Source organism: Polaribacter marinus, from assembly GCF_022662535.1.
Taxonomy (GTDB): Bacteria; Bacteroidota; Bacteroidia; order Flavobacteriales; family Flavobacteriaceae; genus Polaribacter; species Polaribacter marinus.
Genome location: NZ_JAKQYM010000002.1, coordinates 311,395 through 333,399, shown reverse-complemented (window position 1 = coordinate 333,399; position 22,005 = coordinate 311,395). Strand labels below are relative to the sequence as shown.

General features: G+C 27.8%; 23 protein-coding genes and 2 tRNA genes. 13 read left to right on the top strand and 12 right to left on the bottom strand.

Translation table 11 applies throughout. The features are described 5' to 3' along the window. Nucleotides 1-46 precede the first annotated feature (46 nt). Nucleotides 47-448, bottom strand: a complete 402-nt coding sequence (gene ytxJ, locus MC378_RS04745) for a bacillithiol system redox-active protein YtxJ (RefSeq protein ID WP_242177576.1) — start codon at nt 446-448, stop codon at nt 47-49. Nucleotides 449-601: 153 nt separating this feature from the next. Between ytxJ and clpB the strand changes: the two genes are divergently transcribed. After that, complete coding sequence (gene clpB / locus MC378_RS04740; RefSeq protein ID WP_242177575.1) at nt 602-3,211, top strand: ATP-dependent chaperone ClpB; 2,610 nt, start codon at nt 602-604, stop codon at nt 3,209-3,211. A gap of 90 nt (nt 3,212-3,301) precedes the next feature. Continuing rightward, on the top strand, nt 3,302-3,799 hold the full coding sequence (locus MC378_RS04735; RefSeq protein WP_242177574.1) for a SixA phosphatase family protein: 498 nt from the start codon (nt 3,302-3,304) through the stop codon (nt 3,797-3,799). On the opposite strand, the gene MC378_RS04730 is transcribed toward MC378_RS04735, so the two are convergent. After that, on the bottom strand, nt 3,796-5,430 hold the full coding sequence (locus MC378_RS04730; RefSeq protein ID WP_242177573.1) for an aryl-sulfate sulfotransferase: 1,635 nt from the start codon (nt 5,428-5,430) through the stop codon (nt 3,796-3,798). The two genes, MC378_RS04735 and MC378_RS04730, sit on opposite strands and share 4 nt — an antisense overlap. 25 nt (nt 5,431-5,455) lie before the next feature. Beyond that, nucleotides 5,456-6,196: a DUF6503 family protein gene (locus MC378_RS04725; RefSeq protein ID WP_242177572.1), complete on the bottom strand. Its 741-nt coding sequence runs from the start codon at nt 6,194-6,196 to the stop codon at nt 5,456-5,458. A 102-nt stretch (nt 6,197-6,298) separates the two neighbouring features. Here MC378_RS04725 and smpB point away from each other — a divergent pair, with 102 nt between their 5' ends. The 5 genes from smpB to MC378_RS04700 all read left to right on the top strand — a co-directional run bounded on the left by smpB (nt 6,299) and on the right by MC378_RS04700 (nt 10,084). Continuing rightward, nucleotides 6,299-6,766 carry an SsrA-binding protein SmpB gene (gene smpB / locus MC378_RS04720; protein ID WP_242177658.1) on the top strand — a complete coding sequence of 156 codons (468 nt, stop codon included), beginning with the start codon at nt 6,299-6,301 and terminating at the stop codon, nt 6,764-6,766. Nucleotides 6,767-6,809: 43 nt separating this feature from the next. Next, entirely contained in the window at nt 6,810-7,736 is a 927-nt protein-coding gene (locus MC378_RS04715) for a geranylgeranylglycerol-phosphate geranylgeranyltransferase (protein WP_242177571.1), read from the top strand. A gap of 33 nt (nt 7,737-7,769) precedes the next feature. Beyond that, complete coding sequence (locus MC378_RS04710; protein WP_242177570.1) at nt 7,770-8,348, top strand: Maf family nucleotide pyrophosphatase; 579 nt, start codon at nt 7,770-7,772, stop codon at nt 8,346-8,348. Nucleotides 8,349-8,471: 123 nt separating this feature from the next. Beyond that, on the top strand, nt 8,472-9,425 hold the full coding sequence (locus MC378_RS04705; RefSeq protein WP_242177569.1) for a transketolase family protein: 954 nt from the start codon (nt 8,472-8,474) through the stop codon (nt 9,423-9,425). Nucleotides 9,426-9,475: 50 nt separating this feature from the next. Next, complete coding sequence (locus MC378_RS04700; protein WP_242177568.1) at nt 9,476-10,084, top strand: porin family protein; 609 nt, start codon at nt 9,476-9,478, stop codon at nt 10,082-10,084. Nucleotides 10,085-10,554: 470 nt separating this feature from the next. Here MC378_RS04700 and MC378_RS04695 read toward each other — a convergent pair whose 3' ends face one another. Further along, complete coding sequence (locus tag MC378_RS04695) at nt 10,555-11,430, bottom strand: FKBP-type peptidyl-prolyl cis-trans isomerase (protein WP_242177567.1); 876 nt, start codon at nt 11,428-11,430, stop codon at nt 10,555-10,557. Between the two features lie 82 nt (nt 11,431-11,512). Here MC378_RS04695 and MC378_RS04690 point away from each other — a divergent pair, with 82 nt between their 5' ends. Beyond that, entirely contained in the window at nt 11,513-11,893 is a 381-nt protein-coding gene (locus tag MC378_RS04690; protein WP_242177566.1) for an RNA-binding S4 domain-containing protein, read from the top strand. Further along, nucleotides 11,890-12,393, top strand: a complete 504-nt coding sequence (locus MC378_RS04685; RefSeq protein WP_242177565.1) for a phosphoribosyltransferase domain-containing protein — start codon at nt 11,890-11,892, stop codon at nt 12,391-12,393. Before MC378_RS04690 ends, MC378_RS04685 begins: the two co-directional genes overlap by 4 nt. Here MC378_RS04685 and MC378_RS04680 read toward each other — a convergent pair. Further along, a complete protein-coding gene (locus MC378_RS04680) occupies nt 12,385-12,900 on the bottom strand; it encodes a shikimate kinase (RefSeq protein WP_242177564.1) in 516 nt (171 codons plus the stop codon). The two genes, MC378_RS04685 and MC378_RS04680, sit on opposite strands and share 9 nt — an antisense overlap. Before the next feature lie 95 nt (nt 12,901-12,995). Here MC378_RS04680 and MC378_RS04675 point away from each other — a divergent pair. Then, a tRNA-Lys gene (locus tag MC378_RS04675) sits at nt 12,996-13,068 on the top strand. A gap of 45 nt (nt 13,069-13,113) precedes the next feature. Beyond that, nucleotides 13,114-13,197 (top strand) — tRNA-Leu (locus MC378_RS04670). 155 nt (nt 13,198-13,352) lie between these two features. Here MC378_RS04670 and MC378_RS04665 read toward each other — a convergent pair. From MC378_RS04665 to MC378_RS04650, 4 genes are all read right to left on the bottom strand, one after another. Next, the gene (locus MC378_RS04665; protein ID WP_242177563.1) at nt 13,353-14,330 is read right to left on the bottom strand and encodes a hypothetical protein; all 978 of its coding nucleotides are present in this window, start codon (nt 14,328-14,330) and stop codon (nt 13,353-13,355) included. Nucleotides 14,331-14,526: 196 nt separating this feature from the next. Continuing rightward, nucleotides 14,527-14,712 (bottom strand): helix-turn-helix domain-containing protein, encoded by a 186-nt coding sequence (locus MC378_RS04660; protein WP_274704104.1) that lies wholly within the window; start codon nt 14,710-14,712, stop codon nt 14,527-14,529. Nucleotides 14,713-14,909: 197 nt separating this feature from the next. Continuing rightward, the gene (locus tag MC378_RS04655) at nt 14,910-15,197 is read right to left on the bottom strand and encodes a hypothetical protein (protein ID WP_242177561.1); all 288 of its coding nucleotides are present in this window, start codon (nt 15,195-15,197) and stop codon (nt 14,910-14,912) included. Between the two features lie 757 nt (nt 15,198-15,954). After that, the gene (locus tag MC378_RS04650; RefSeq protein ID WP_242177560.1) at nt 15,955-16,596 is read right to left on the bottom strand and encodes an SH3 domain-containing protein; all 642 of its coding nucleotides are present in this window, start codon (nt 16,594-16,596) and stop codon (nt 15,955-15,957) included. 143 nt (nt 16,597-16,739) lie between these two features. On the opposite strand from MC378_RS04650, the gene MC378_RS04645 reads away from it, so the two are divergent. Beyond that, nucleotides 16,740-16,976, top strand: coding sequence for a helix-turn-helix domain-containing protein (locus tag MC378_RS04645; protein WP_242177559.1), 237 nt, complete (start codon nt 16,740-16,742; stop codon nt 16,974-16,976). 35 nt (nt 16,977-17,011) lie between these two features. Here the strand turns inward: MC378_RS04645 and MC378_RS04640 are convergent, their stop codons facing one another. Next, nucleotides 17,012-18,268, bottom strand: a complete 1,257-nt coding sequence (locus tag MC378_RS04640; protein WP_242177558.1) for a tyrosine-type recombinase/integrase — start codon at nt 18,266-18,268, stop codon at nt 17,012-17,014. 271 nt (nt 18,269-18,539) lie between these two features. Beyond that, nucleotides 18,540-20,732, bottom strand: coding sequence for a hypothetical protein (locus tag MC378_RS04635; RefSeq protein ID WP_242177557.1), 2,193 nt, complete (start codon nt 20,730-20,732; stop codon nt 18,540-18,542). Between the two features lie 190 nt (nt 20,733-20,922). On the opposite strand from MC378_RS04635, the gene MC378_RS04630 reads away from it, so the two are divergent. Further along, a complete protein-coding gene (locus tag MC378_RS04630) occupies nt 20,923-21,729 on the top strand; it encodes a carboxypeptidase-like regulatory domain-containing protein (protein ID WP_242177556.1) in 807 nt (268 codons plus the stop codon). 75 nt (nt 21,730-21,804) lie between these two features. On the opposite strand, the gene MC378_RS15360 is transcribed toward MC378_RS04630, so the two are convergent. After that, a complete protein-coding gene (locus tag MC378_RS15360; protein WP_274704101.1) occupies nt 21,805-21,930 on the bottom strand; it encodes a hypothetical protein in 126 nt (41 codons plus the stop codon). Nucleotides 21,931-22,005: the final 75 nt, after the last annotated feature.

Here is a 22,005-nt window from a genome sequence, read left to right as displayed (position 1 = left end):
TAGGCTACAAAAATAAGACTTAATTAAGGTTTATTCCAAGTTTAAACTATATAAATCTTGATAAATTTGTTTGAAGTATATCATAATGTGAAGTCTGATACACAGAAACACCTTTTTTTATCACTAATAATTGAGGTGATTGATGCATTACTTGAAAGCTATACCCTATTTCATCAGAAATAGTTCTGTAATTTAATAGATCTAAATAATATACTTTTAAATTTTGATGTTCTTCTTTAAAAAGTGCCTCAAAACGTTTAATAACCATACTACTAATACCACAACGAGTTGAATGTTTAAAAATTAAAATTGAGGTTGATTTAGAAAGTTCTTTAATTTCATCTAATTGTTCAATTGAAGTTAAAGGAATCCAATTTAAATATGACATTTTTGCTTCTTGAGAAGCTTCACTCTCTTTTCCTCCAAAAAGACTATTAAATATACCCATTGTTTCTTTTTTACCCTTTGTCGATGCAAATATAAGAAACTTTCATCAGCCATAAAGTCAGTAAAAACAAAGCAATTAAAGACAAACTGGCTTGTTTTTAGGTTAAAAATAGGATGGTATTAAAATTGCTCTAATAATTTAAAAAAACAGAAAATGAACTTTAATAATTATACAACAAAATCGCAAGAGACCATACAAATGGCGCAACAGATTGCGCAAGGTTTTGGTCATAATCAAATAGAGAACGAACATATATTTAAAGCCTTAACTCAAGTTGATGAAAATGTATTACCTTTTCTATTGAAGAAATTAAACATCAACATTGGTGTTGTAGAACAGATTTTAGACAAACAGCTAGAAAGTTTGCCTAAAGTTACTGGTGCAGAATTAATGCTTTCTAGAGAAGCAAGTAAAACTTTAACAGAAGCTGCTGTTATTGCTAAAAAAATGAAAGATGATTATGTTTCAATAGAACATTTAATCTTGGCTATTTTTAAATCAAAAAGTAATATTGCTCAAGTTTTAAAAGATCAGGGTGTAACCGAAAAACATTTACAAGCAGCAATAGAAGAATTAAGAAAAGGAGAAAGAGTAACTTCTCAAAGTCAAGAAGAAACTTATAACTCTTTAAATAAATATGCTAAAAACTTAAACAAATTAGCAGAAGATGGTAAGTTAGATCCTGTTATTGGTAGAGATGAAGAAATTAGAAGATTGCTTCAAATTTTATCAAGAAGAACAAAAAATAATCCACTATTAGTAGGAGAACCAGGAACTGGTAAAACTGCTATTGCAGAAGGTTTGGCACATAGAATTGTAGATGGTGATGTTCCTGAAAACTTAAAAGATAAATTGATTTTTTCTTTAGATATGGGAGCATTAATTGCTGGCGCTAAATACAAAGGTGAATTTGAAGAACGCTTAAAAGCAGTTATTAAAGAAGTAACATCTTCAGATGGAAATATTGTCCTTTTTATTGATGAAATTCACACTTTAGTGGGTGCTGGTGGTGGACAAGGAGCCATGGATGCTGCTAATATTTTAAAACCAGCTTTGGCTCGTGGAGAACTAAGAGCAATTGGAGCAACAACTTTAGATGAATATCAAAAATATTTTGAAAAAGACAAAGCTTTAGAAAGACGTTTTCAAAAGGTAATTGTAAACGAACCCGATACAGAAAGTGCAATTTCTATTCTAAGAGGAATTAAAGAAAAGTATGAAGCACATCACAAAGTTCGTATTAAAGACGAAGCTATTATTGGTGCTGTAGAATTATCACAACGTTATATTACCAATCGTTTTTTACCAGATAAAGCCATTGATTTAATGGATGAAGCCATGGCAAAATTACGAATGGAAATCAACTCTAAACCAGAAGAATTAGATGTTTTAGATAGAAAAGTAATGCAATTAGAGATTGAAATTGAAGCCATTAAACGTGAAAAAGATGAAACGAAATTAAAATCTTTACGTTCTGATTTAGCAAATTTAAAAGAAGAACGCAATGAAATGAATGCAAAATGGAAATCTGAAAAAGAAGTTGTAGATAATATTCAGAATGCAAAATTGAATATTGAAAACTTTAAAATTGAAGCAGAAAAAGCAGAGCGTGAAGGAGATTATGGTAAAGTTGCTGAAATTAGATATGGAAAAATTAAAAAGGCACAAGAAGATTTAGAACAACTGCAAAAAACATTGCAAGAAAATCAATCTGAAACTTCTTTGATTAAAGAAGAAGTAACATACGATGATATTGCAGAAGTTGTTGCAAAATGGACTGGAATTCCTGTGACCAAAATGATTCAATCTGAACGTGAAAAATTGTTGCGATTAGAGGATCAATTACACAAAAGAGTGGTTGGACAAGAAGAAGCTATCGTAGCTGTTTCTGATGCTGTTAGAAGATCTAGATCTGGTTTACAAAACCCAAATAAACCTATTGGTAGCTTTTTGTTTTTAGGTACAACTGGGGTTGGAAAAACTGAGTTAGCAAAAGCATTAGCAGAATATTTATTTGATGATGAAAATGCTATGACACGTATTGATATGAGTGAATATCAAGAACGCCATTCTGTAAGTAGATTAATTGGTGCACCTCCTGGATATGTAGGTTTTGATGAAGGTGGACAATTAACTGAAGCTGTAAGAAGAAGACCTTATTCTGTAGTGCTTTTAGATGAAATTGAAAAAGCACACCCAGATACTTTTAATATATTGTTACAAGTACTAGATGAAGGTAGATTAACAGATAATAAAGGGCGTGTTGCTGATTTTAAAAACACAATTATTATTATGACCTCTAATATAGGAAGTCATATTATTCAGGAGAAATTTAGCGATCCAAAAGCAGATCTAGAATCTGTTACTGAATTGGCAAAAATTGAAGTTTTAGCATTGTTAAAACAATCTGTAAGACCTGAGTTTTTAAACAGAATTGATGATGTAATAATGTTTGCTCCATTAACTGAAAAAGATATTTTTGAAATTGTAAAACTTCAGTTAGAACATTTAAAGAAAATGATTGGTAAACAAGAAATTACTTTAGATGCAACAGATGAAGCTATCAAATACTTAGCTAAAAAAGGATATCAACCAGAATTTGGTGCAAGACCGGTAAAAAGAGTGATTCAGAAAGAAGTGTTAAATCAGCTTTCTAAAGAAATTTTATCTGGTAAAATAACAACAGATAGCATTATTTTATTAGATGCTTTTGATGATGAGTTAGTTTTTAGAAATCAAACAGATTTGATAGAAAATTCATAAAAGTAAAGTTTGGTTCGTTAGAGAAGGTGGTGTTTTAAAAGACACCACTTTTTCTTTTTTCTGTATATTCGTTTTCTAAATCAATATTTCATGAAAAAATTATACTTCTTTTTTATTTTCGTTTTTAGTTTATTAAGCTCTTGTACGTCTGATGATACAACAACATATTACTTAATTCGTCATGCAGAAAAAGACAAAACAGATACAACAAATAGAAATCCTAATCTGAATGAAAAAGGATTAGAAAGAGCCATAAAGTGGGCAGAGAGGTTTAAAAATGTACAAATTGACGCTGTTTATTCTACCAAGTATAACAGAACCTTACAAACTGGCACCCCTACTGCTGTGAGTAAAAATTTAGAAATTAAAAATTATAATCCTAGTAAAATGTATGATTCTATTTTTCAAAAAGAAACAAAAGGAAAAACTGTTTTAATTGTGGGACATAGTAATACAACTCCTGTTTTTGCAAATAAAATTCTAGGAGAAAAAAAGTATAAAGATATGGATGAAAATGACAATTCTACATTATTTATTGTGACCATTAATGGTAATAAAAGAACAAGTAAAACAGAAAAAGTAAATTAATTTTTTAAAATTTTAATCACTTTTATTTTATTTTCAGACTTTACTTTTAAAAAGTAAACTCCTCCTGTTTGCTGTGAAAAATCAATTTTATTTTGATTGTTTACTTCCATTATTTTTTTACCTAATAAATTAAAAACTTCAACTTTATAGTCTTTGTTGTCTGGAATGTTTATGTTTATAAAATCCTTAACAGGGTTAGGATAGATATTGACAAAATCCACATCTTCCTTATCTATACTCAAAGCATTACAAGGATTTAAATTATAATTATTTTCAATTGGAGAACTTGGTGTTAGATCTCTACCATTAAAAGCCATATAATTTTTAGAGTATTTTAAAGCTCTAAAAGACATCCCATTCGGTGAAGGATCAAATTGATTTGATATTGTTCCATCAATCTGATTTATTGGAGTATAATATTCCCAAACTTTGTTGTTATCAGAATCAATTTCAAAGAAATAACCTTTTACCCCTTCACAAATTAATAAGTTTCCATTTGGAAGTCTTTGAGCACTACTAACTATTGGAGAGTAAAAAGGCGATGGAGTTTCTGATAAATCTGAATAAACATAACTAGGGGTCTCTGGACCAAAAGAAGAGTTTTCTGTATAATCATAAACTTCATTTGTTTTAGGTGGATCAATTATAAAAACTTCTGAAAAACTAGGAGATCTTCCATTTCCATTATTGAAAAGCAATATTTTCCCTTCATCTTCCAATCCTTCTTCTATAAAATAAGGAGTATGTTGGCCAAATAATTTCCGATCTGCTTCTGTTCCTTGTCTATAAGATTGTGGATTCCCCCATCGATATAACAAATCTCCTCCTTTACCATATAATCCTCCAGTACTAGAAGCTGCTTCTAAAGTTGTTGTAGAATGGTCTATTACCCAAATTTCACTTAAATTTCTAGAACTAATTACTATTTGATTTAACTTATGATTGTATTGAATAGAATTAACGTGTAGCCAATTTGCTTCAGGAGTTTCACCGTTTAAAAAATTAATATCTAACTTTTCTGGAGTATCAGCAACAACTCCAAAATTATTTTTTGTATTATCAAAATCTTGAATTACATGATCAATTGCATTCCATTCCCAAATTATATTTACATCATTTGTACCAATAGGTTCAACCTCTAATATTCTTTCATTATATAACTTCCCTTCAGTTAATAAACTTGGGTTTCTTCCTAAAGAGATGGCATCTTCTTCCGATACCAAAGTTGCCGCTAAAATTAAAATATTTCCATTGGGCATTGGGTATACATCATGATGTTGTCTGTAATTATTTGTATTATAACTATAACTCCAAATGACATCGCCATCCCAATTAAACAGCTCTATTTTTCCTCCATTTCCTCCAAAAGTAATATTACTAGATCCATGTTCTCTACCAGCTCTTAATAAGTTTCCATTTGGTAATAAATACACTGCATTACCTGGTAAATAATTACTAGTCCACTCATTAATTACTTGTCCGCAGTTATTAATTAAATAGGTTATTTTATGTATGGTAAATAAAGTATAACCATCATAAGCATTCTCTGTTATTGAAACATTCCCTACAGTATTTTGGCTAACTGAGATTTGATAAGCAAAAAGAAATAGAATAAGTAGTTTTTTAATCATAAAAAGATTTGATATTTTTGTAAAACTACAACTTTACTTTAATGTCTTTCAAAACAATTTCAGATATTTTTTTTAGTTGATTGGTTTCAAACTCCTTATCTAAATCTATTAAAGGAATTATTTTGTTTAAAGGTTGGTAATTATGATAATCGACAAAACGAATTCCACTTTTAACACATTGTTCTTTTAAAACTCTAAAACGCTTTCCTCCTCCATTTGTATGGTAAGAATACGCTAAATAATCAATTAAAAAATCATTCTTACTTATCCAATAAACAAAAACATCTTCAAAGTCTTCTCCTCCTCCATCTTCAGAAAAACTAATCTCTATTTTATAGTATTCTTTTCCCTTAATTGTAGACGGAGTAAGCAATTTCTTTTTTACAGCTTTGTCGTTTAATCCATAAGGTAACACCGAAAAATAATGTACAGAATTTACAGAATTTGCATATTTATTAGCCATAGAATCTGCAACAGTAATCTTATGTCCATTAACTTCTCTTATAAAACCATTATTGGTAACAATGTCTGATATCGTATCACCAATATCATTTTTATGATTTCTCGCTAAAAAAAAATACCCATTAGATTTTCTAGAAGCAATATAGCTATTGTCTCTAAACTTAAATTGAATTTGTGAATTTGCCACTTTATCTGCACCTGAATATATAATAGTTTTATCTATAATTTGTTGCGCAGTTAGTTTAGGTTCAGAAGGTTTACAAGAAATTAAGAAAGCTAAAAAAAGAATTGATAAATATCTCATTGTTTTTAATTAATTTTAGTCAATAAATAGATTTCAAAATTACATTTCTTTGACCAAAGTAAAAATGTATCTTTGTTAAAATTTATAAATACAAATCAGTCTATGGCTGTTCAAAAGAAAATAAACATACAAAATAAAAAAGCCCGTTTCGAATTTGAAATTCTAGACAAATATGTTGCTGGTATACAGTTAACCGGAACGGAAATTAAATCTATTCGTTTAAGTCAAGCAAGAATTACAGAGAGTTTTTGTGAGTTTAATGATAGAGGAGAATTGTTTATTGTAAATATGTACATTCAAGAATACATGTTTGGACATCACTTTAATCATAAACCAAAAAGTGAACGTAGATTGTTGATGAATAAACGCGAATTACGTTCTTTAAAAAAAGATGTTGAGGCTAAAGGAAATACGATTGTGCCTTTACGTTTATTTATAAATGATAGAGGTTTTGCTAAATTAGAAATTGCATTAGCAAAAGGTAAACAAACGCATGACAAGCGAGAAGTATTAAAAGACAGAGATAACAAACGTGATTTAGCTCGAATTAAAAAGAGTTTTAATTCATAAAATGATTTCTTTTCTAAAACTTATTCGTTACAAAAACCTTTTGATGGTTTTATTAACAATGGTTTTAACCAAATATGCGTTGATCGATTCCTTATTCTTTAGCAACATTAGTTTTAAAAAATACACCTTAATTCATACTACATATTTAGGAGTTACTTTAACCCATTATCAGTTTGCAATACTTTCTCTTAGTGTTTTATTTATTACTGCAGGAGGTTATATTATTAATGATATTTTTGATGTTGATGCAGATGTAATAAACAAACCTAGTAAAGTTCTTATTGGAAAACCCATTGCTAAAAAAAATGCATGGTTTATTTACGTTATCATAAATTTACTAGGCTTTATTTTAGGCACTTACATATCTGCTACTACAAAAAACAGTGAGTACAGTTTCATTTTTTTAGCAACTATTTTATTGCTTTTTTTATATTCCAAATACTTCAAAAAAACACTTCTTATTGGTAACTTATTAGTTTCTGTTCTTTTAGGTTTGGTGATTTTTATAACCGTAGTATTTAATGAGCCTCAAACACATACTAGTAACCTTTTAGAAGCAATAAGTAATCTAGGTACAGGGATTCATTTGTTTTTAATAATGATTACTTATATTGTTTTTTCTATATTAACCAATATTATAAGAGAAATCATAAAAGATATTGAAGATATAAATGGGGATTTAAAAATAAAAGCAAAAACATTACCTATATTATTGGGAAGAAAAAGAGCTGCTAAAGTTGCTTTTTTCTTTAGCTCACTTTTATTAGTTTTTCTATTAATTGTTCTTCAGTCTTTAAAAAATGACCTTATATTTTTAATTTACGGAATTGTTTGTATTTTGATTCCACTACTCTATTTTATGTTTAAATTATGGGGCTCTGAATCTAAAAATGACTTTTCTAAACTAAGTAATTTGATGAAAATAATTATGCTTTTCGGTATTTTATCGATGCTGTTGTTTAAAGTATAATAGATTCCTCATTTTTCTAAAAAGAATAAACAAATGTTAAAAGAAAGATTAAAACAATACAACGTAATTCTAGCTTCTAAATCGCCTAGAAGACAACAATTTTTTAAAGATTTAGACATCGATTTTACAATTCAACTGAAAGAAGTTGAAGAAATATATCCTCAAGAATTAAAAGGAACAGAAATAACTGATTTTTTAGCCGATTTAAAATCACAGCCTTTTACAAATTTAAAAGAGAGTGATCTATTAATTACCTCAGATACCATTGTTTGGTTAAACGGAAAAGCTCTAGGGAAGCCTAAAGACGAAGCTGAAGCTTTTTCTATGTTAAGAGATCTATCAAATCAAAAACACGAAGTAATCACCTCTATATCAATAAAAAACAAATACTTTCAAAAGATTGTAAATGACACCACCATCGTCTCATTTAAAGAATTATCAAATGATGAAATTAATTATTACATCAAAAATTATCACCCTTTTGATAAAGCTGGTGCATACGGAATTCAAGAATGGATTGGTTTTATAGCAATTGATAAAATGGAAGGTAGTTATTTTAACGTAGCTGGTTTACCGGTTCATAAACTCTATAAAGAATTAATGAATATATAAACTAAATAAATTTAGACTTCCTCACATTATGTTAAAAAGTCTTTTTTCTATTCTTAATTTTCTTTTCTCTAAAGCGAAATAAAAGTTTATTTTTACACAAATTTTACAACACAACAATTTATAATGAAAAAATACACATACACAGAAAAAAAAGACACACGTTCTGGTTTTGGAGATGGTTTAACAGAATTAGGAAGAACAAATCCAAACGTAGTAGCTTTATGTGCAGATTTAATTGGTTCTTTAAAAATGGATCAATTTATTAAAGAAAATCCAGAAAGATTTTTCCAAATTGGTATTGCAGAAGCAAATATGATTGGTATTGCTGCTGGTTTAACAATTGGAGGTAAAATTCCTTTTACAGGTACTTTTGCCAATTTCTCTACAGGTAGAGTGTATGATCAAATTCGTCAATCTGTTGCCTATTCTGACAAAAATGTAAAAATTTGTGCATCTCACGCTGGTTTAACTTTAGGTGAAGACGGTGCAACACACCAAATATTAGAAGATATCGGTTTAATGAAAATGTTACCAGGTATGACTGTAATCAATACTTGTGATTACAATCAAACCAAAGCAGCAACTATTGCAATTGCAGATTTCGATGGTCCTGTTTACTTACGTTTTGGTAGGCCAAAAGTTCCTGTTTTTATGCCTACAGACCAAGAGTTTATAGTAGGAAAAGGAATTCAATTAACAGAAGGAACCGATGTTACAATTGTAGCAACAGGTCATTTAGTATGGGAATCTTTACAAGCTGCCGAAAAATTAGAAGAACAAGGTATTTCAGCAGAAGTAATTAATATTCATACAATTAAACCTTTAGACGAAGAAATTATTTTAAAATCGATCGCTAAAACAGGTTGTATTGTTACTGCAGAAGAACATAATAAATTTGGAGGTTTGGGCGAAAGTGTTGCAAGATGTTTAGCCACTAACAATCCTACTCCACAAGAATTTATTGCTACTAATGATACTTTTGGAGAATCTGGTACACCAGAACAATTAATGGAAAAATACGGATTAAGTTCTGGCGCGATTATTGACGCTGTAAAAAAAGTAATATCAAGAAAATAATAACGTTTAAGTTTTTTAAAGCGTCTCTATTTTAATACAAATCAATAATTATGAAAAAAGCAATTTTAATAATTTGTTTGGCTTTTGCATTTAGTCAAACTACTACAGCTCAAATTCAATTTGGTATTAAAGGAGGTATTAATTACAACTCTAATTCTATAAAAGAAGTTAGTACCGATGTTTTTGATGGAGCTAAAAGTAAAACAGGTTATCATGCTGGAATATGGCTAAGAGCTAAAATACCAGTAATTGGTTTATATATTAGACCAGAGTTAGTGTATACAAATTTAGAAAATGAAGTTCGTTATAAAACGTCAAGTATTACTTCTAAAACAACTACTTATAGTTTTCAAAAAATAGATATTCCTGTTTTATTAGGAAAAAAGATTTTTGGAATTGGTAATGTATATATTGGTCCTTCATTTCAGTATATATTAGATTCTGATTTTAGCATAAGTGACATTCCTGATGTAAAAGGCGATGGTTTTACTGTTGGATTACAATTTGGTGGTGGAATTGAATTTGGAAAATTAGGAATTGATGTTCGTTGGGAAAGAGGTTTTAATAATACAGAATCTAGTTTCTTTGATGGTACAACAAACGTAGAGTTTGATACAAGAGTTAATCAAATAATAATTGGTTTATCTTATCGATTATAATTTACTCTAATTTGTTACAAATAAAAAAGAGGGAAATATTAAATATTTACCTCTTTTTTATTTGATCTTTTATCATTTTATTTATGAATTTTAACATAAATAAAATGCAATAAATTAAAATTTAGAAGCCTTAGTATTTTCTTTTTTTTATATCTCTCTATTACTCTTATAGGTAAACCTAGTACCCCCCTTTCCTCCTTTAAAATTGTTCCTCCTTCTATAGCTAAATAACAGCCTTCAGATAACTCCCTTTATAATAATTACTTAAGTTTTTTTTTCATAATACTCATTCCAATATCCATTTTTTATTTGAGAATAGGAAAGGCATATATAAATTTATTCTTCTAAATGCATCGTAAAATGCAATTACAAAAAAAGGATACCTAACATTTGATATATTAATATCAATTTTAAGCATAAAAAAAATGCTCTTGAGAAATCAAGAGCATTTTTTAAATAAGTTTTAAAACTTATTTAATATCTGGATTTAAATAATCTGGTAATGTAGGATTATTTGGATCATTAAAATCATTTGCAGGATTTCCATCTCCATTTCTATCTTCATCTTTGGTTAATACTCCATCCCCATCATCATCTGCATCTAAGTAATTGTCTATAAAATCTCCATCAGTGTCATCTAATCTTGGATCTCCATCTCCATCAGGATCTTCCATAATAGAAGGTACTCCATCGTTATCATGATCTGTATCTTTTATAAAGTCATATAATTCTATATAAAAAACTAAAGACTTATTTATAAGACTTCCTACACTACTTCCTATATTACTATATGCTAAACCAGAAGGGATTATTAAAATTCCTTTTCCTCCATTTACATAAGTAATTGGTCCATTATTTGTTACGTTATCTCCACCTTTAAAATGTGTAAATCCATATGTCCAACCTCTAATAACTCCATTTAAAGTTAACCATAAAGGAGTTTCTCTAGTTTCAAAACTGTATAAAGAATCTTTAGCTTCTATACTTAGACCTTCATACTTAACAAAAACAGAATCCATAACCGTAGGAAAACCTTTATCTACACTAGGACTACCAACCTCTATTTCATAATAATAAAGTTTATAATCTATTTCATTTTCTGTAATATCTAATGTCTTTAATTTAGGATCATCATAAAGTGATGTTTGCCCACTATCTAAAACTTTAATAGAATCTATACTCGTATCAAAATAGTTGTTTTTTAGAAAACTAATTATTGAATCACTATCAATTAAAGCTTGTGCTTCATGATCAAATTCTTCTAAAGTGTTAGAATTAGAATTACCGCAACTATATACTGCTGCTGCAATAAATATAAATAATAATATTTTTCTTAGTTTGTACATTTAATATCCGTTAAATTTGAACGCGCAATTTACCATTTTTATACCTTTGTAAAAAGACAAATAGTAGATTTTAACTTTTTTTATGAGAATTGATAAATACTTATGGTGTATACGAACTTTTAAAACTAGAAGTTTGGCTACTGCTGCCTGTAAAAAAGGGCAAGTTAAAATAGATGCAAAAAACATAAAACCCTCTAAAGAAGTTTTTGGAAATGAGTTAATTTTGGTAAGAAAAAACCAAATAAACTATCAGATAAAAGTTTTAGATTTACCAAAAAGTAGAGTTGGTGCAAAATTGGTTGATATTTATAGGAAAGATATTACTCCTAAAGAAGAATTTGAAAAGAATGAACTCTTAAAATATTCTAAAGATTATTATAGAAAAAAAGGAACCGGAAGACCTACAAAAAAAGATAGAAGAGATATTGAAGGTTATCAAGAAGACACAACACAAGAGATATGATTATAGAAGATAATTTAATTTTAGATACAATTCAAATTAATCAGAAAATTAAAAGAATTGCTTATCAAATCTATGAAAACAATAGTAATGAAAAAGAAGTTATCATTGCCGGAATAGTTGGTAATGGTTTTATTTTTGCTGAAAGATTAGTTGCTATTTTAAAAGAAATATCTGAGTTAAAAGTAACTCTTTGCGAAGTATATATAAATAAGAAAAAACCATTAGAAAAAATCACAACTTCTCTTGAGGTAAATGACTATAAAAATAAATCTTTGGTTTTAGTTGATGATGTTCTGAATTCGGGAACCACACTCATTTATGGCGTAAAACATTTTTTAGATGTTCCTTTAAAAAGGTTTAAAACAGCTGTTTTAGTTAATAGAAATCATAAAAAATATCCTATAAAAGCAGATTTTAAAGGTATTTCACTATCAACTTCAATTAAAGAACACATTCAAATAGAGTTTTCTAAAAATAATTCTAAAGCTTATTTAATATAGAAGTATTCTAAGTTCTGTTATTATTTCTTTTTTCGTTTTATTATCGATTTTTAACGTAATTGAAGCTTGTTCATAAAAGAAACGTCTTTCAAAAAGATGTTTTGCCACAAATTCAGGAACTTTCTCAACTTCTACATTTGCAATTAAAGGTCTTTTACTTCTATTTTCTAACAACCTTTTAACCAATGTTGCAATACTAGACTGAAGATATATAGAATGCACATTATTATCTTTTAAAACCTGCATATTATTGGCATAACAGGGTGTTCCCCCTCCTAAAGAAAGTACAAAATTTTCATTTTTATTTAAATATTCTTTTAAATATTTATTTTCTATGGTTCTAAAATAGATTTCACCTTTTTCTTCAAAAATCTCGGGGATAGATTTTTTTTCTTTTTCAGAAATATAATCATCTAAATCAACAAAAGGAAGCTCTATTTTTTTAGCTAACAATTTACCGATGGTAGATTTTCCAGAAGCCATATAGCCCAATAAAACAATTTTCATCTTATTTTGTAATTTTTACAAATATCGATAAAAATATATCAAAAAAACATTTCCTGTTCCAATGATTGATATTATATTTGCACCTTTAAATATTAGACCTGGTAGCTCAGTTGGTAGAGCATCTCCCTTTTAAGGAGAGGGTCCTGGGTTCGAGCCCCAGCCCGGTCACAAAAAAGGTTAAGCAAATGCTTAACCTTTTTTCACTTTATTTAAGCGCACGTGGCGAAATTGGTAGACGCGCAGCCTTGAGGGGGCTGTAAACGTAAGTTTGTGGAAGTTCGAATCTTCTCGTGCGCACTTTTAAAAAAAATAAACAACTAACCTACAGTTAATTAACCTATTTTGAATAAAATTTTAGCCAACATTTAGCTAACTTATTTATTTTACTCCTTTATCTATACAATTTTTGGAGATGTTTTTGACCTAAAATTAATAAAAAGCCCTCCAACGTTTTAAACATTGTGGGCTTGATTTTTTTTTATTCTTTTAAATTTACTTGCATCTCTCTTACTAACTTTGCAATAACTAACAATACAATCTAAAGTAGGGTTATCTAAAGACAAAAAAATATTGTATTTTTCTTTTTGGTTTTGGGAATTAAATATAGCTACTTTATTATGATTTTTAATAATTAATTTATTGGCTTCACTTATTACATTACTAATTAATTTAGCTGAAGCATAAATCTCAGAATTAAATTTTATTATTTTTTTTTGTTCGTGTAACCTTGCTAAATTAATTTTAACATCAGAATTACTTTTTATTAAAACCTGTATTGCAGTATAAATAGCACTTTCGTAATATTTAGAAGCATTTTCATTTCTAAGGCATGTTCTTAAAGATATTTTTTCACCTTTAGTAAAATAAACCTCGCCATACATTATTGTTTCTTCATGCGGAGAAATAAATGATTTATTATTTTTTAAATTACCCATAGTATTAACCATACCTAGTACTTCTTCATAATCCAATACAGGTTCGAACGCATAATGCCCTATCTTTACTTGACTTTCCTTTTTTATATGTAATGTGAATTTTTGTAATATACATTCTGTAATTTTTTTCCTCATTAAGTGATCTGGATTTGGATTTAAAAACAACAGCATTTCTATCAATTCTACCAAGTAATAATTATCAGGGCTCTCAATTTTACAGGCATAATATTGACTGAATTTGGGAATAAAGTATGGTTTCCTAAAAAGATACACTTTTTTACCATTAAAAAACACCTCATCAACTATTTCCATTTCCACTAACCTCTCATTAAGTATATCATCCCAATTTAATTCTAACCTTACTTTACTTGAAGTATTATTTTTTATTTCAAATGGGTTTATACCTTTTTCAATTTTAGCTTTATTTTGCTTCAACTTAAAACCTTTACGTAACACTTGCATTGTAGGTCTATTACTAAATTTTATCTTTTCCATGTGGAGGTTATATTAAATTTAGTACCATTATTACATTTTAGGTGTATAAATACTATATATACATTAAAGTAATTTTTGGTACTATATTATTTTATTATTAAAACCTCCACATATATTGTAAAAAAAAGATATAAAGCCAACTTGTTGGCGTTACTATACATTCTACAACTTGTTAGTGGAGGTGATTTATTAATTTTTAATTGATTGGTGTTAACATTGCTTCTACATCTGTACGTTTAAAGTACACACGCCCTTCAATGCCAAATGCTTTTAACTTACCTGCTCGCATCCATCTATCTACGGAGCTAAGACTAACTTGCAGTATTCTCATCACATCTTTTTTAGTTAATAATTTTTTAAACTGGTCATTTTTCACCTCCATAACTAATAAATCCAATTGGCAGGCTATTTCTCTCTGTACACTCTTTGTCATCTTTATTTTTGTAAAAAAAAATAGGTAGCCACAACTTTTTAGTTATGCTACCTATTCAGTAAATTAATAATATGCTAACGCTTAAAGCGTTTAATTTTAATTTTTGGTTATTGTTAAACCTTTAGTTTTTTAAGCACTATGTCTTACTATAAACGTTTTAAAAACTGCTTAAATTTGTAAATTGTATCTACAAACTTTTTTCGTATTGTAATCGTCAATAAATCACCAGTAATTAATTGGTAATTTAAAAGTTCATCCTTTTCGTCTTTTGTTACAAAAAAACCAATTCTTGGTATTTCTGGTTTTAATTCTATCCTACCCATATTTAACTCTTCTATAAAATACAGTTCACTATCTTTCATTTTTATAAAAGGGTACTCGGTATTATTTATATCATTATTATTTTTTATCTCAATACTTATTTTTTTATTCATATCAGTTCTAATTTAAATAATTTTGTACTCGTTTTTACTATTTATTTTTTTAACTTCCTTTTTACTTAAAAGCATTTTTAACATTCGACTTTGGGTAATCTTTTACAAAAAATCTCATTCTAAATTATTTTAGGTTATTTCAATAATAGGAGCTTTTTAAAGGGTCATATTATATACTAAAAACTATCAACACGTGTTATTTAATATTTTTTCAGTATAGTTCCTTAAAACGGCTTATTTAGAGTTGAGCTATTTATTTAGTTAATGTGTGGAAAAATAAAATCTAGACATAGGTTACCCACCCCTACCTATAATCAGTTCGGATTATAAAAGTCATTGGGGGGCGTGGTTTGTATGTTGTTACTATAAAAAAGAAATATCGCCCCCTTGGCAAAAGCTTATTAATTTAGCTATACCATTGAACTTTATTAATGTGATACTAATTATCCTTTAAAATTGACTATTGTTAAACATTTAGGCATAGCTAACTAATGCAACATAAAACGTTATATAATTGCAGATAAGAGGTTAAATTACATTTACAAACTACATAGGTTAAAACAAGCAACAGGTTTCTTAAATGTTCTATAAACAGTATTTGCAGGCAAATAATAAATATTAGCCAAGTACACTATTAAAAAGAATACAAATAGAAGTCTAATAGATGAAATTACTACCGGATATAAGGGATTTCATATCCAATAATAATGTATTCTCGTGTTTAAATATGGGTATTTATTAGACAACAAAGAGAAAATTAATGAAAAACTGGAGTACTTGAAGCAATTTTACCTTTTCTATTTTTACCAATATTTACAATATAGTTTGTTCTAATAGTAGCCCCAAATCCATTTTGAGAATCAACATAACCTTTTATTGTGTATCCATAGTATTCACCATCATTCCATTTAATAGCCTTTTCATCCCACAAGCCAAAATCAGCAGTTGAAGGTGATTTCAACAATTTCAAAACGCTCTCATGAGCATAATACTTTGCATCACTTACAAACATAGATGGAATTCTATTTTTCTCCTTTTCCTTTTTTATTTTCACATTATCCTCACGAACTTTTTCTTGATGCTTACTAATATTTTGAAGTTGGGTTTTATTCAATTTATTATTCTGTAGATAGTTTTTAGAAGCCCATCCATATTTGGTACTGTCCTTATTTAGAATTAAAGCAAAACCTTTTACAACTGAATCATAAACAATAACTCTTTCATTAGGTTTAAGCACTCTTAAAACTTCCGCTTCAAGTTCTGGGTATTTTCGGACATTTAAACTTGTTTTAGCATATTTAAAAATAGGATTACCATACTTATTCTCAGGTCCAGAGAAAAATGTAAAAACTGTTATAATCATAACCACAAAGAGAAATATTTTTAAGACATCTTTCATTACTTTTTTTTTAAAAAAATTAGATATATTACTTTAATATAATTTAAGTAATAAATAGTTTTCTACAAATATAACACAATGCGAGCAAACAACCCCTCGTTTGCAATCCCTTTTGAACCGTGACAAATGTCCAAATTTGTAAGATGGCAAGAATAAGAAAAAATCCTATTCCTATAGAGGTAATAAGATTTGGCATTAAAATTAAAGAATTAAGACATGATAATAATATGTCTCAAATGGATGTTGGTGCTGCTATAGGAATCGACCGCGAAAATATAAGGAAGTACGAGAAAGGATTACAAGAACCTAAACTTTCTACAATATTAAAATTTGCTAAAATTTTCAACGTAACATTAGATGAGCTTTTTGATTTTACATAATAACATTTCTTAACAAAACTCTCTGTAGTTTAAAATCATTTAATATTTGATGCACTTAATATTTTTGCCAATTGAATAGACATATCACTAGAAGTTTTGTGTATATATTTCATAAACATAGATTCGCTAGAATGTCCTGTTATATTCATTAATAAAGGCGTAGGGATTTTACCAAAGAAATTTGAAGCGTAAGAACGTCTTCCAACATGACTACTAATAAGTAAATTTTTTGGATACATACCTACTTCCATTCGTTCAGTTTCTTCGTTATAAAGATTCCCTTTTACAATTTCAACAATCCCTGCTGTTTTACATACTTTTTTTAAGATTCTGTTATACATAACCATATTACTGTGATCATGCTTAGAAACTCTTGGCGGGAATTCACCTTTATATTTATTTAAAATTTCCTTAACATTTTTATCAATTGGAATTTGAACAATACTTTTAGTTTTAACTTGCGTTAAATATATAAACTCAAACCCTTGCTCTTTAATTATCATACTAGAGTTCATTCTCAATAGGTCAGAAATACGTTGCCCAGTATAACAAGAAATAATCAACCAATCAGCAACTACTTGATGTAATGGATTTTCGTACAAAGTATTTTTTATTTTCTCAATTTCTTCAAACGTCAAATAAACAAATGGCATTTTTACAGTTTTTAAACCTTTTATTTTTTTAAGCTGTGGGGAAACTCTAATACCATTTACCTCTGCATTAAAACAAATTGTTTTAACATAACCAATAATTCTTGACGCTGTATTGTCTTGATATTTACAATCTACCCTCAAATAATTTAAAAAATTTTCTCCAAAACTTATATTAACATCTTTTACTAAAAAAGTTTTATTAGAAACCAACTCAAAAGCTTCTATTTTATTAATTGTTGTTTGATATTTTTTTACTGTATTTAAAGCAATACCAGATTTCTTCATTGAACTTATAAACTTATTACAGTAAATAAGCAATTTATCTAAATCAACAATTTGAACTCTATTAAAATGAATATCAATTTGACTAGTTAGCCAACCTCCATTAATTTGCTCACCATTGCTAGCTGCATTATTTAATGCATCATATATAAAAGTTGTTAATCCTCTTAAGTCAGATGCAATTTTTTTATTTCCGTTATTATTTAATTTAGGCATTCCTTTTTGCTTATTCCAGTCTACTGACTTCAAAGTAAAACCCACCTTCCGTTTAAAATACTTAGCCCTACCAATAGATAAACGGATATATATCTGAACAACTTCTTTATCAGATTGAATTAAGTATTTAATACTAGCCATAGGTATTTATAATTTATTTTTACAAAAATAATACTTTAGCCAACATCTAGCCAACAAAAAGATATAATTTAAAATATCATAAACTCTAACAACATAAGCTTTTCAAAACAAAAACACTTACTTTAGCCTTATAAAACAGGTAATCACTATATTTCACTGAAAATTTCAAATAAAACAAAAATATAAAAAGTACACTTCTCGTGCGCACTTTTCTATTTATTTTCTTACTTTTTAAATAGCATTGACTATTTCTTAATCGTTTGAAATACTGTTACTTTACTCTTATAAATCTTTCAATTTCATTCTCTAATTCGATGACATCAAAAATTTTATTATCATAATAAAATTCAAATGTTTCAAATGAAGATGTTCTTTTTTCTTTCCCTCTATTACCAGTATTTAAATAATCAGTTCTAATGATATAACCATTATCAAAAAATAAATTTGATTTAAATTCACCACTCTCCCAATAATCTCCATAAAACCCTTTTATAGTTTTAAAATCTAAAAAAGAATATTTTTTAGATTTCATTCCAAATCCAGAATGTATTGAGCTAAACACTATTTTAAAATTTGCATCATCAACTGCTTCAAATACCAACTTTTTATCATATAAATCTGTTGCTCTTTTTAATAATGAAACTATTTTTTCGAAGGATTCTTTCTTTATTTGTTTTTTTTCTCTAGAGCTATATTTTTGTACTTTTGTTCCATTAAAGTATCTATTTAAAATATTTTTCTTTTCACTTGGATGAGAATAAGTAACTCCATCTTCTTGCTCATCATTTTTCCATTTCCCTTTATAAATAGCTCCATTGGTTGGAGAAAAAACTCCATTACCTTCTCGTACATCATTTTTCCATAATCCTTTATAAATATCGCCATTACTCCACTTAAAAACACCAAAACCGTGTTTCAATCCTTTTTTATACTCTCCATTATATTCATCTCCATTTTTAAAAATAGTAGCACCTTTACCTTCCTGCTTCTTGTTCTTCCAATTTCCCTTTCTTATTGTTCCATCTTTAAGAATTAATGTACCATAATCCATTTTATTATATTCAAAAGTACCTTGAAACTTATCTCCATTTTTAAAATACATAATTGCGCCATAACCATGCATTTCATCCCTATTAAATTCCCCTACATATTTATCTCCGTTTTTAAAAATGTTTGTTCCTTTTCCATTTCTTTTACCATATCTAAACTCACCTGTATAAGTTTCTCCTGTATTCCATTTGTAGGTTCCCTTTCCATTTGTACAATCTCCAGAAACACATCGATCTGATTCTAAATTATCTGTACTATCTGAAGATAAAATATTGTATATATGCCAACAATTTCTACCTGTACAATTACCTTCAATTAAGTTTAATGTTTTTATATTCTCTAATGGAACTTCTTCAAATTTAAGTTTTAAACTTAAGTTTCTTATAGGTTTACTTAACCAACCAAATCCTTCGACTTTATCTCCTTTCCAACCAGTTTGACCAATTAAATTGTATTTCTTTCCTTTATCATCAATTAGATAAAAAGCACTTGAAGCACCTGGTTCCCCCAAAGTTGAACCACGATTAACTTTAGAAAATTTTAAATGTACATGTGTTTCTGGTTTTGAATCTCTTTTAAATTTATATATTTCAAACACTTTGACATTGCTAATTTTTGAGGCATTTTTTGTAACTCCATAATATTTAGCGTAACGATCTAAATCTCCATTTTCTTTATACCATTTTTGTTCTCCAACATGAACACCGTTAACATATCTTGCTTCTGTATAAAGTTGCCCATTTTCATGATATGCCTTTACTTCTCCTGCTTGTAACCCATTAATATAAAATGAAGATTCTTTTGGCTTACCATTAGAAAAATAACTTACCCTATCTCCAACTAGTTTTCCACCCTTATAGTTTTCAAATAATATTAGTAGCCCATTTTCACTATAAAATTTCCATTTACCATCCTTTTTTTTATTAATATAATATCCAATAGCCCTAACATTTTTGTCTTTATCAAAATATTTATACTCTCCATTTTCTTTATTTCTTTTAAAAGTTTTATAATATTTTACTTCATTTTTCAAAAAGTACTCCCATACTCCATCTTTATCACCTTTTTTATAATAACCTGTACTTGCTAATTTTCCATTAGAAAGATATTCTTCCCACTTTTTATCCTTATAAGTATAAACCGTTTTATCCTTTCTTTTTCCTTCTGAATAAAAACCTTTTGTCTTAAGTTCTCCATTATCGTAGTACCATTTCCATTCACCAACTTTTTGTGGCTTTGGCTGTAACCAAGTACTTGCTTTATACAACTTATTCATTTGTTTATTTTTAAAAACTATTTCTTCTGCAGAATACTGCTTACCTATAGCTTTTAATTGTCCGTTATTGTAATATTCTTTGACTACTTTTTGAGCCTTAACTGCTGTAAAAAGCAACATAGTTATTGCTATTATCATTCGTTTTTTCATGTCTATTATTTTTATAGTAAAGAATATTAATTTAAGTAAATTTATAAAAAAGAAAATAATTGATTATTTATTAAACTAATAATGAACCTATTATAAAGAATATATAATAGTATTTTAAAATAAACTTCTTCACAAATAATTAACCATTTTAAAAAGTTTTATACTTAATTTTGCATTTATGATGAAAAAAAATCTATTTATTTTGTGCTTATTTTTAAGTTTAAGTGCATTCTCACAAAATGACAGTATTCCTGTTATAAAATTAAAAGGTCAGATTGTGCATGCAGAAAGCAAAAAAGCTTTAAGTGCTGCTCATGTTTTAAATTTAAATTCTGTTGTAGGTACCATTACCAACGATAGAGGTTTTTTTACACTTCCTGCAAGAGCAAATGATACAATTCTTGTTTCTTATTTAGGTTTTGCTTCTATTAAATTAAAAATTACCAATGACTTATTAAAAGGGAATGAATTGGTAATTGCACTTTATGAAAAACCCGAAGAAATAAGAGAGGTTGTTATTAAATCTACCAAATTAATTGGTGTTTTGGAAATTGATGTAAAACAAGTACCAAAAGATAGATATACAAGAATTCATATAAATGGACTTCCACAAACTTATGAAGTTGGAAAACCTAAAGGGAAAGATTTTTCTTCTCCAGTTGCTGCAATTTTTCAACCTGTAGATTTTTTATATAATCTTTTTGGAAAAAAACCTAAACAACTAAGAAAATTAAAGAAGCTTAAAAAAGAAGACGATTTACGTAAAATGCTATCAGGTAAATTTGATAGAGAAGTAATGATGGAATATTTAGAAATGGACAGACAAGAACTTTCTGAATTACTAACTGATTGTAATTATTCTGAATACTTTATTAAGAAAGCTTCTGATTTACAAATGATTGAAGCTGTTTTAGATTGTTATGAAAATTATAAAGCGCTTAAAAAAGGAAAAATAGAACGCAACAAAATCCCTGTTAAAAACTAAAGTTTGTTAAAATTGAAAAAGGCCAGAAACAATGTTTCTGACCTTAATCAACTATTAAAAACTAACTAATATTAACTAAAATACAGTTGTGATGTATTTGTAGTTATACTTTCTTCTTGTATTCCAAGTGGCTCTTTTAGATTGAATAATTTCTACTGTATTATTCTTTTTATTTTCTTTACTGATATTTAATGTATTCATAATTATTTTTTATTACATCTATAAGACGCCGATAACCTAAATTAGTTACAATAAATTTTTACTTTAACAAAATTT

What these genes read in the sequence shown, in the direction of transcription:
- MC378_RS04660 (WP_274704104.1), bottom strand. Translation starts at nt 14,712, where the DNA reads ATGGAGGTGAAAAATGACCAGTTTAAAAAATTATTAACTAAAAAAGAT.
- MC378_RS04700 (WP_242177568.1), top strand. Translation starts at nt 9,476, where the DNA reads ATGAAAAAAGCAATTTTAATAATTTGTTTGGCTTTTGCATTTAGTCAA.
- MC378_RS04705 (WP_242177569.1), top strand. Translation starts at nt 8,472, where the DNA reads ATGAAAAAATACACATACACAGAAAAAAAAGACACACGTTCTGGTTTT.
- MC378_RS04685 (WP_242177565.1), top strand. Translation starts at nt 11,890, where the DNA reads ATGATTATAGAAGATAATTTAATTTTAGATACAATTCAAATTAATCAG.
- MC378_RS04710 (WP_242177570.1), top strand. Translation starts at nt 7,770, where the DNA reads ATGTTAAAAGAAAGATTAAAACAATACAACGTAATTCTAGCTTCTAAA.
- MC378_RS04715 (WP_242177571.1), top strand. Translation starts at nt 6,810, where the DNA reads ATGGTTTTATTAACAATGGTTTTAACCAAATATGCGTTGATCGATTCC.
- smpB (WP_242177658.1), top strand. Translation starts at nt 6,299, where the DNA reads ATGGCTGTTCAAAAGAAAATAAACATACAAAATAAAAAAGCCCGTTTC.
- MC378_RS04650 (WP_242177560.1), bottom strand. Translation starts at nt 16,596, where the DNA reads ATGAAAGATGTCTTAAAAATATTTCTCTTTGTGGTTATGATTATAACA.
- MC378_RS04690 (WP_242177566.1), top strand. Translation starts at nt 11,513, where the DNA reads ATGAGAATTGATAAATACTTATGGTGTATACGAACTTTTAAAACTAGA.
- MC378_RS04695 (WP_242177567.1), bottom strand. Translation starts at nt 11,430, where the DNA reads ATGTACAAACTAAGAAAAATATTATTATTTATATTTATTGCAGCAGCA.
- MC378_RS04630 (WP_242177556.1), top strand. Translation starts at nt 20,923, where the DNA reads ATGATGAAAAAAAATCTATTTATTTTGTGCTTATTTTTAAGTTTAAGT.
- MC378_RS04645 (WP_242177559.1), top strand. Translation starts at nt 16,740, where the DNA reads ATGGCAAGAATAAGAAAAAATCCTATTCCTATAGAGGTAATAAGATTT.
- MC378_RS04735 (WP_242177574.1), top strand. Translation starts at nt 3,302, where the DNA reads ATGAAAAAATTATACTTCTTTTTTATTTTCGTTTTTAGTTTATTAAGC.
- MC378_RS04725 (WP_242177572.1), bottom strand. Translation starts at nt 6,196, where the DNA reads ATGAGATATTTATCAATTCTTTTTTTAGCTTTCTTAATTTCTTGTAAA.
- MC378_RS15360 (WP_274704101.1), bottom strand. Translation starts at nt 21,930, where the DNA reads ATGAATACATTAAATATCAGTAAAGAAAATAAAAAGAATAATACAGTA.
- MC378_RS04665 (WP_242177563.1), bottom strand. Translation starts at nt 14,330, where the DNA reads ATGGAAAAGATAAAATTTAGTAATAGACCTACAATGCAAGTGTTACGT.
- MC378_RS04635 (WP_242177557.1), bottom strand. Translation starts at nt 20,732, where the DNA reads ATGATAATAGCAATAACTATGTTGCTTTTTACAGCAGTTAAGGCTCAA.
- ytxJ (WP_242177576.1), bottom strand. Translation starts at nt 448, where the DNA reads ATGGGTATATTTAATAGTCTTTTTGGAGGAAAAGAGAGTGAAGCTTCT.
- clpB (WP_242177575.1), top strand. Translation starts at nt 602, where the DNA reads ATGAACTTTAATAATTATACAACAAAATCGCAAGAGACCATACAAATG.
- MC378_RS04680 (WP_242177564.1), bottom strand. Translation starts at nt 12,900, where the DNA reads ATGAAAATTGTTTTATTGGGCTATATGGCTTCTGGAAAATCTACCATC.
- MC378_RS04655 (WP_242177561.1), bottom strand. Translation starts at nt 15,197, where the DNA reads ATGAATAAAAAAATAAGTATTGAGATAAAAAATAATAATGATATAAAT.
- MC378_RS04640 (WP_242177558.1), bottom strand. Translation starts at nt 18,268, where the DNA reads ATGGCTAGTATTAAATACTTAATTCAATCTGATAAAGAAGTTGTTCAG.
- MC378_RS04730 (WP_242177573.1), bottom strand. Translation starts at nt 5,430, where the DNA reads ATGATTAAAAAACTACTTATTCTATTTCTTTTTGCTTATCAAATCTCA.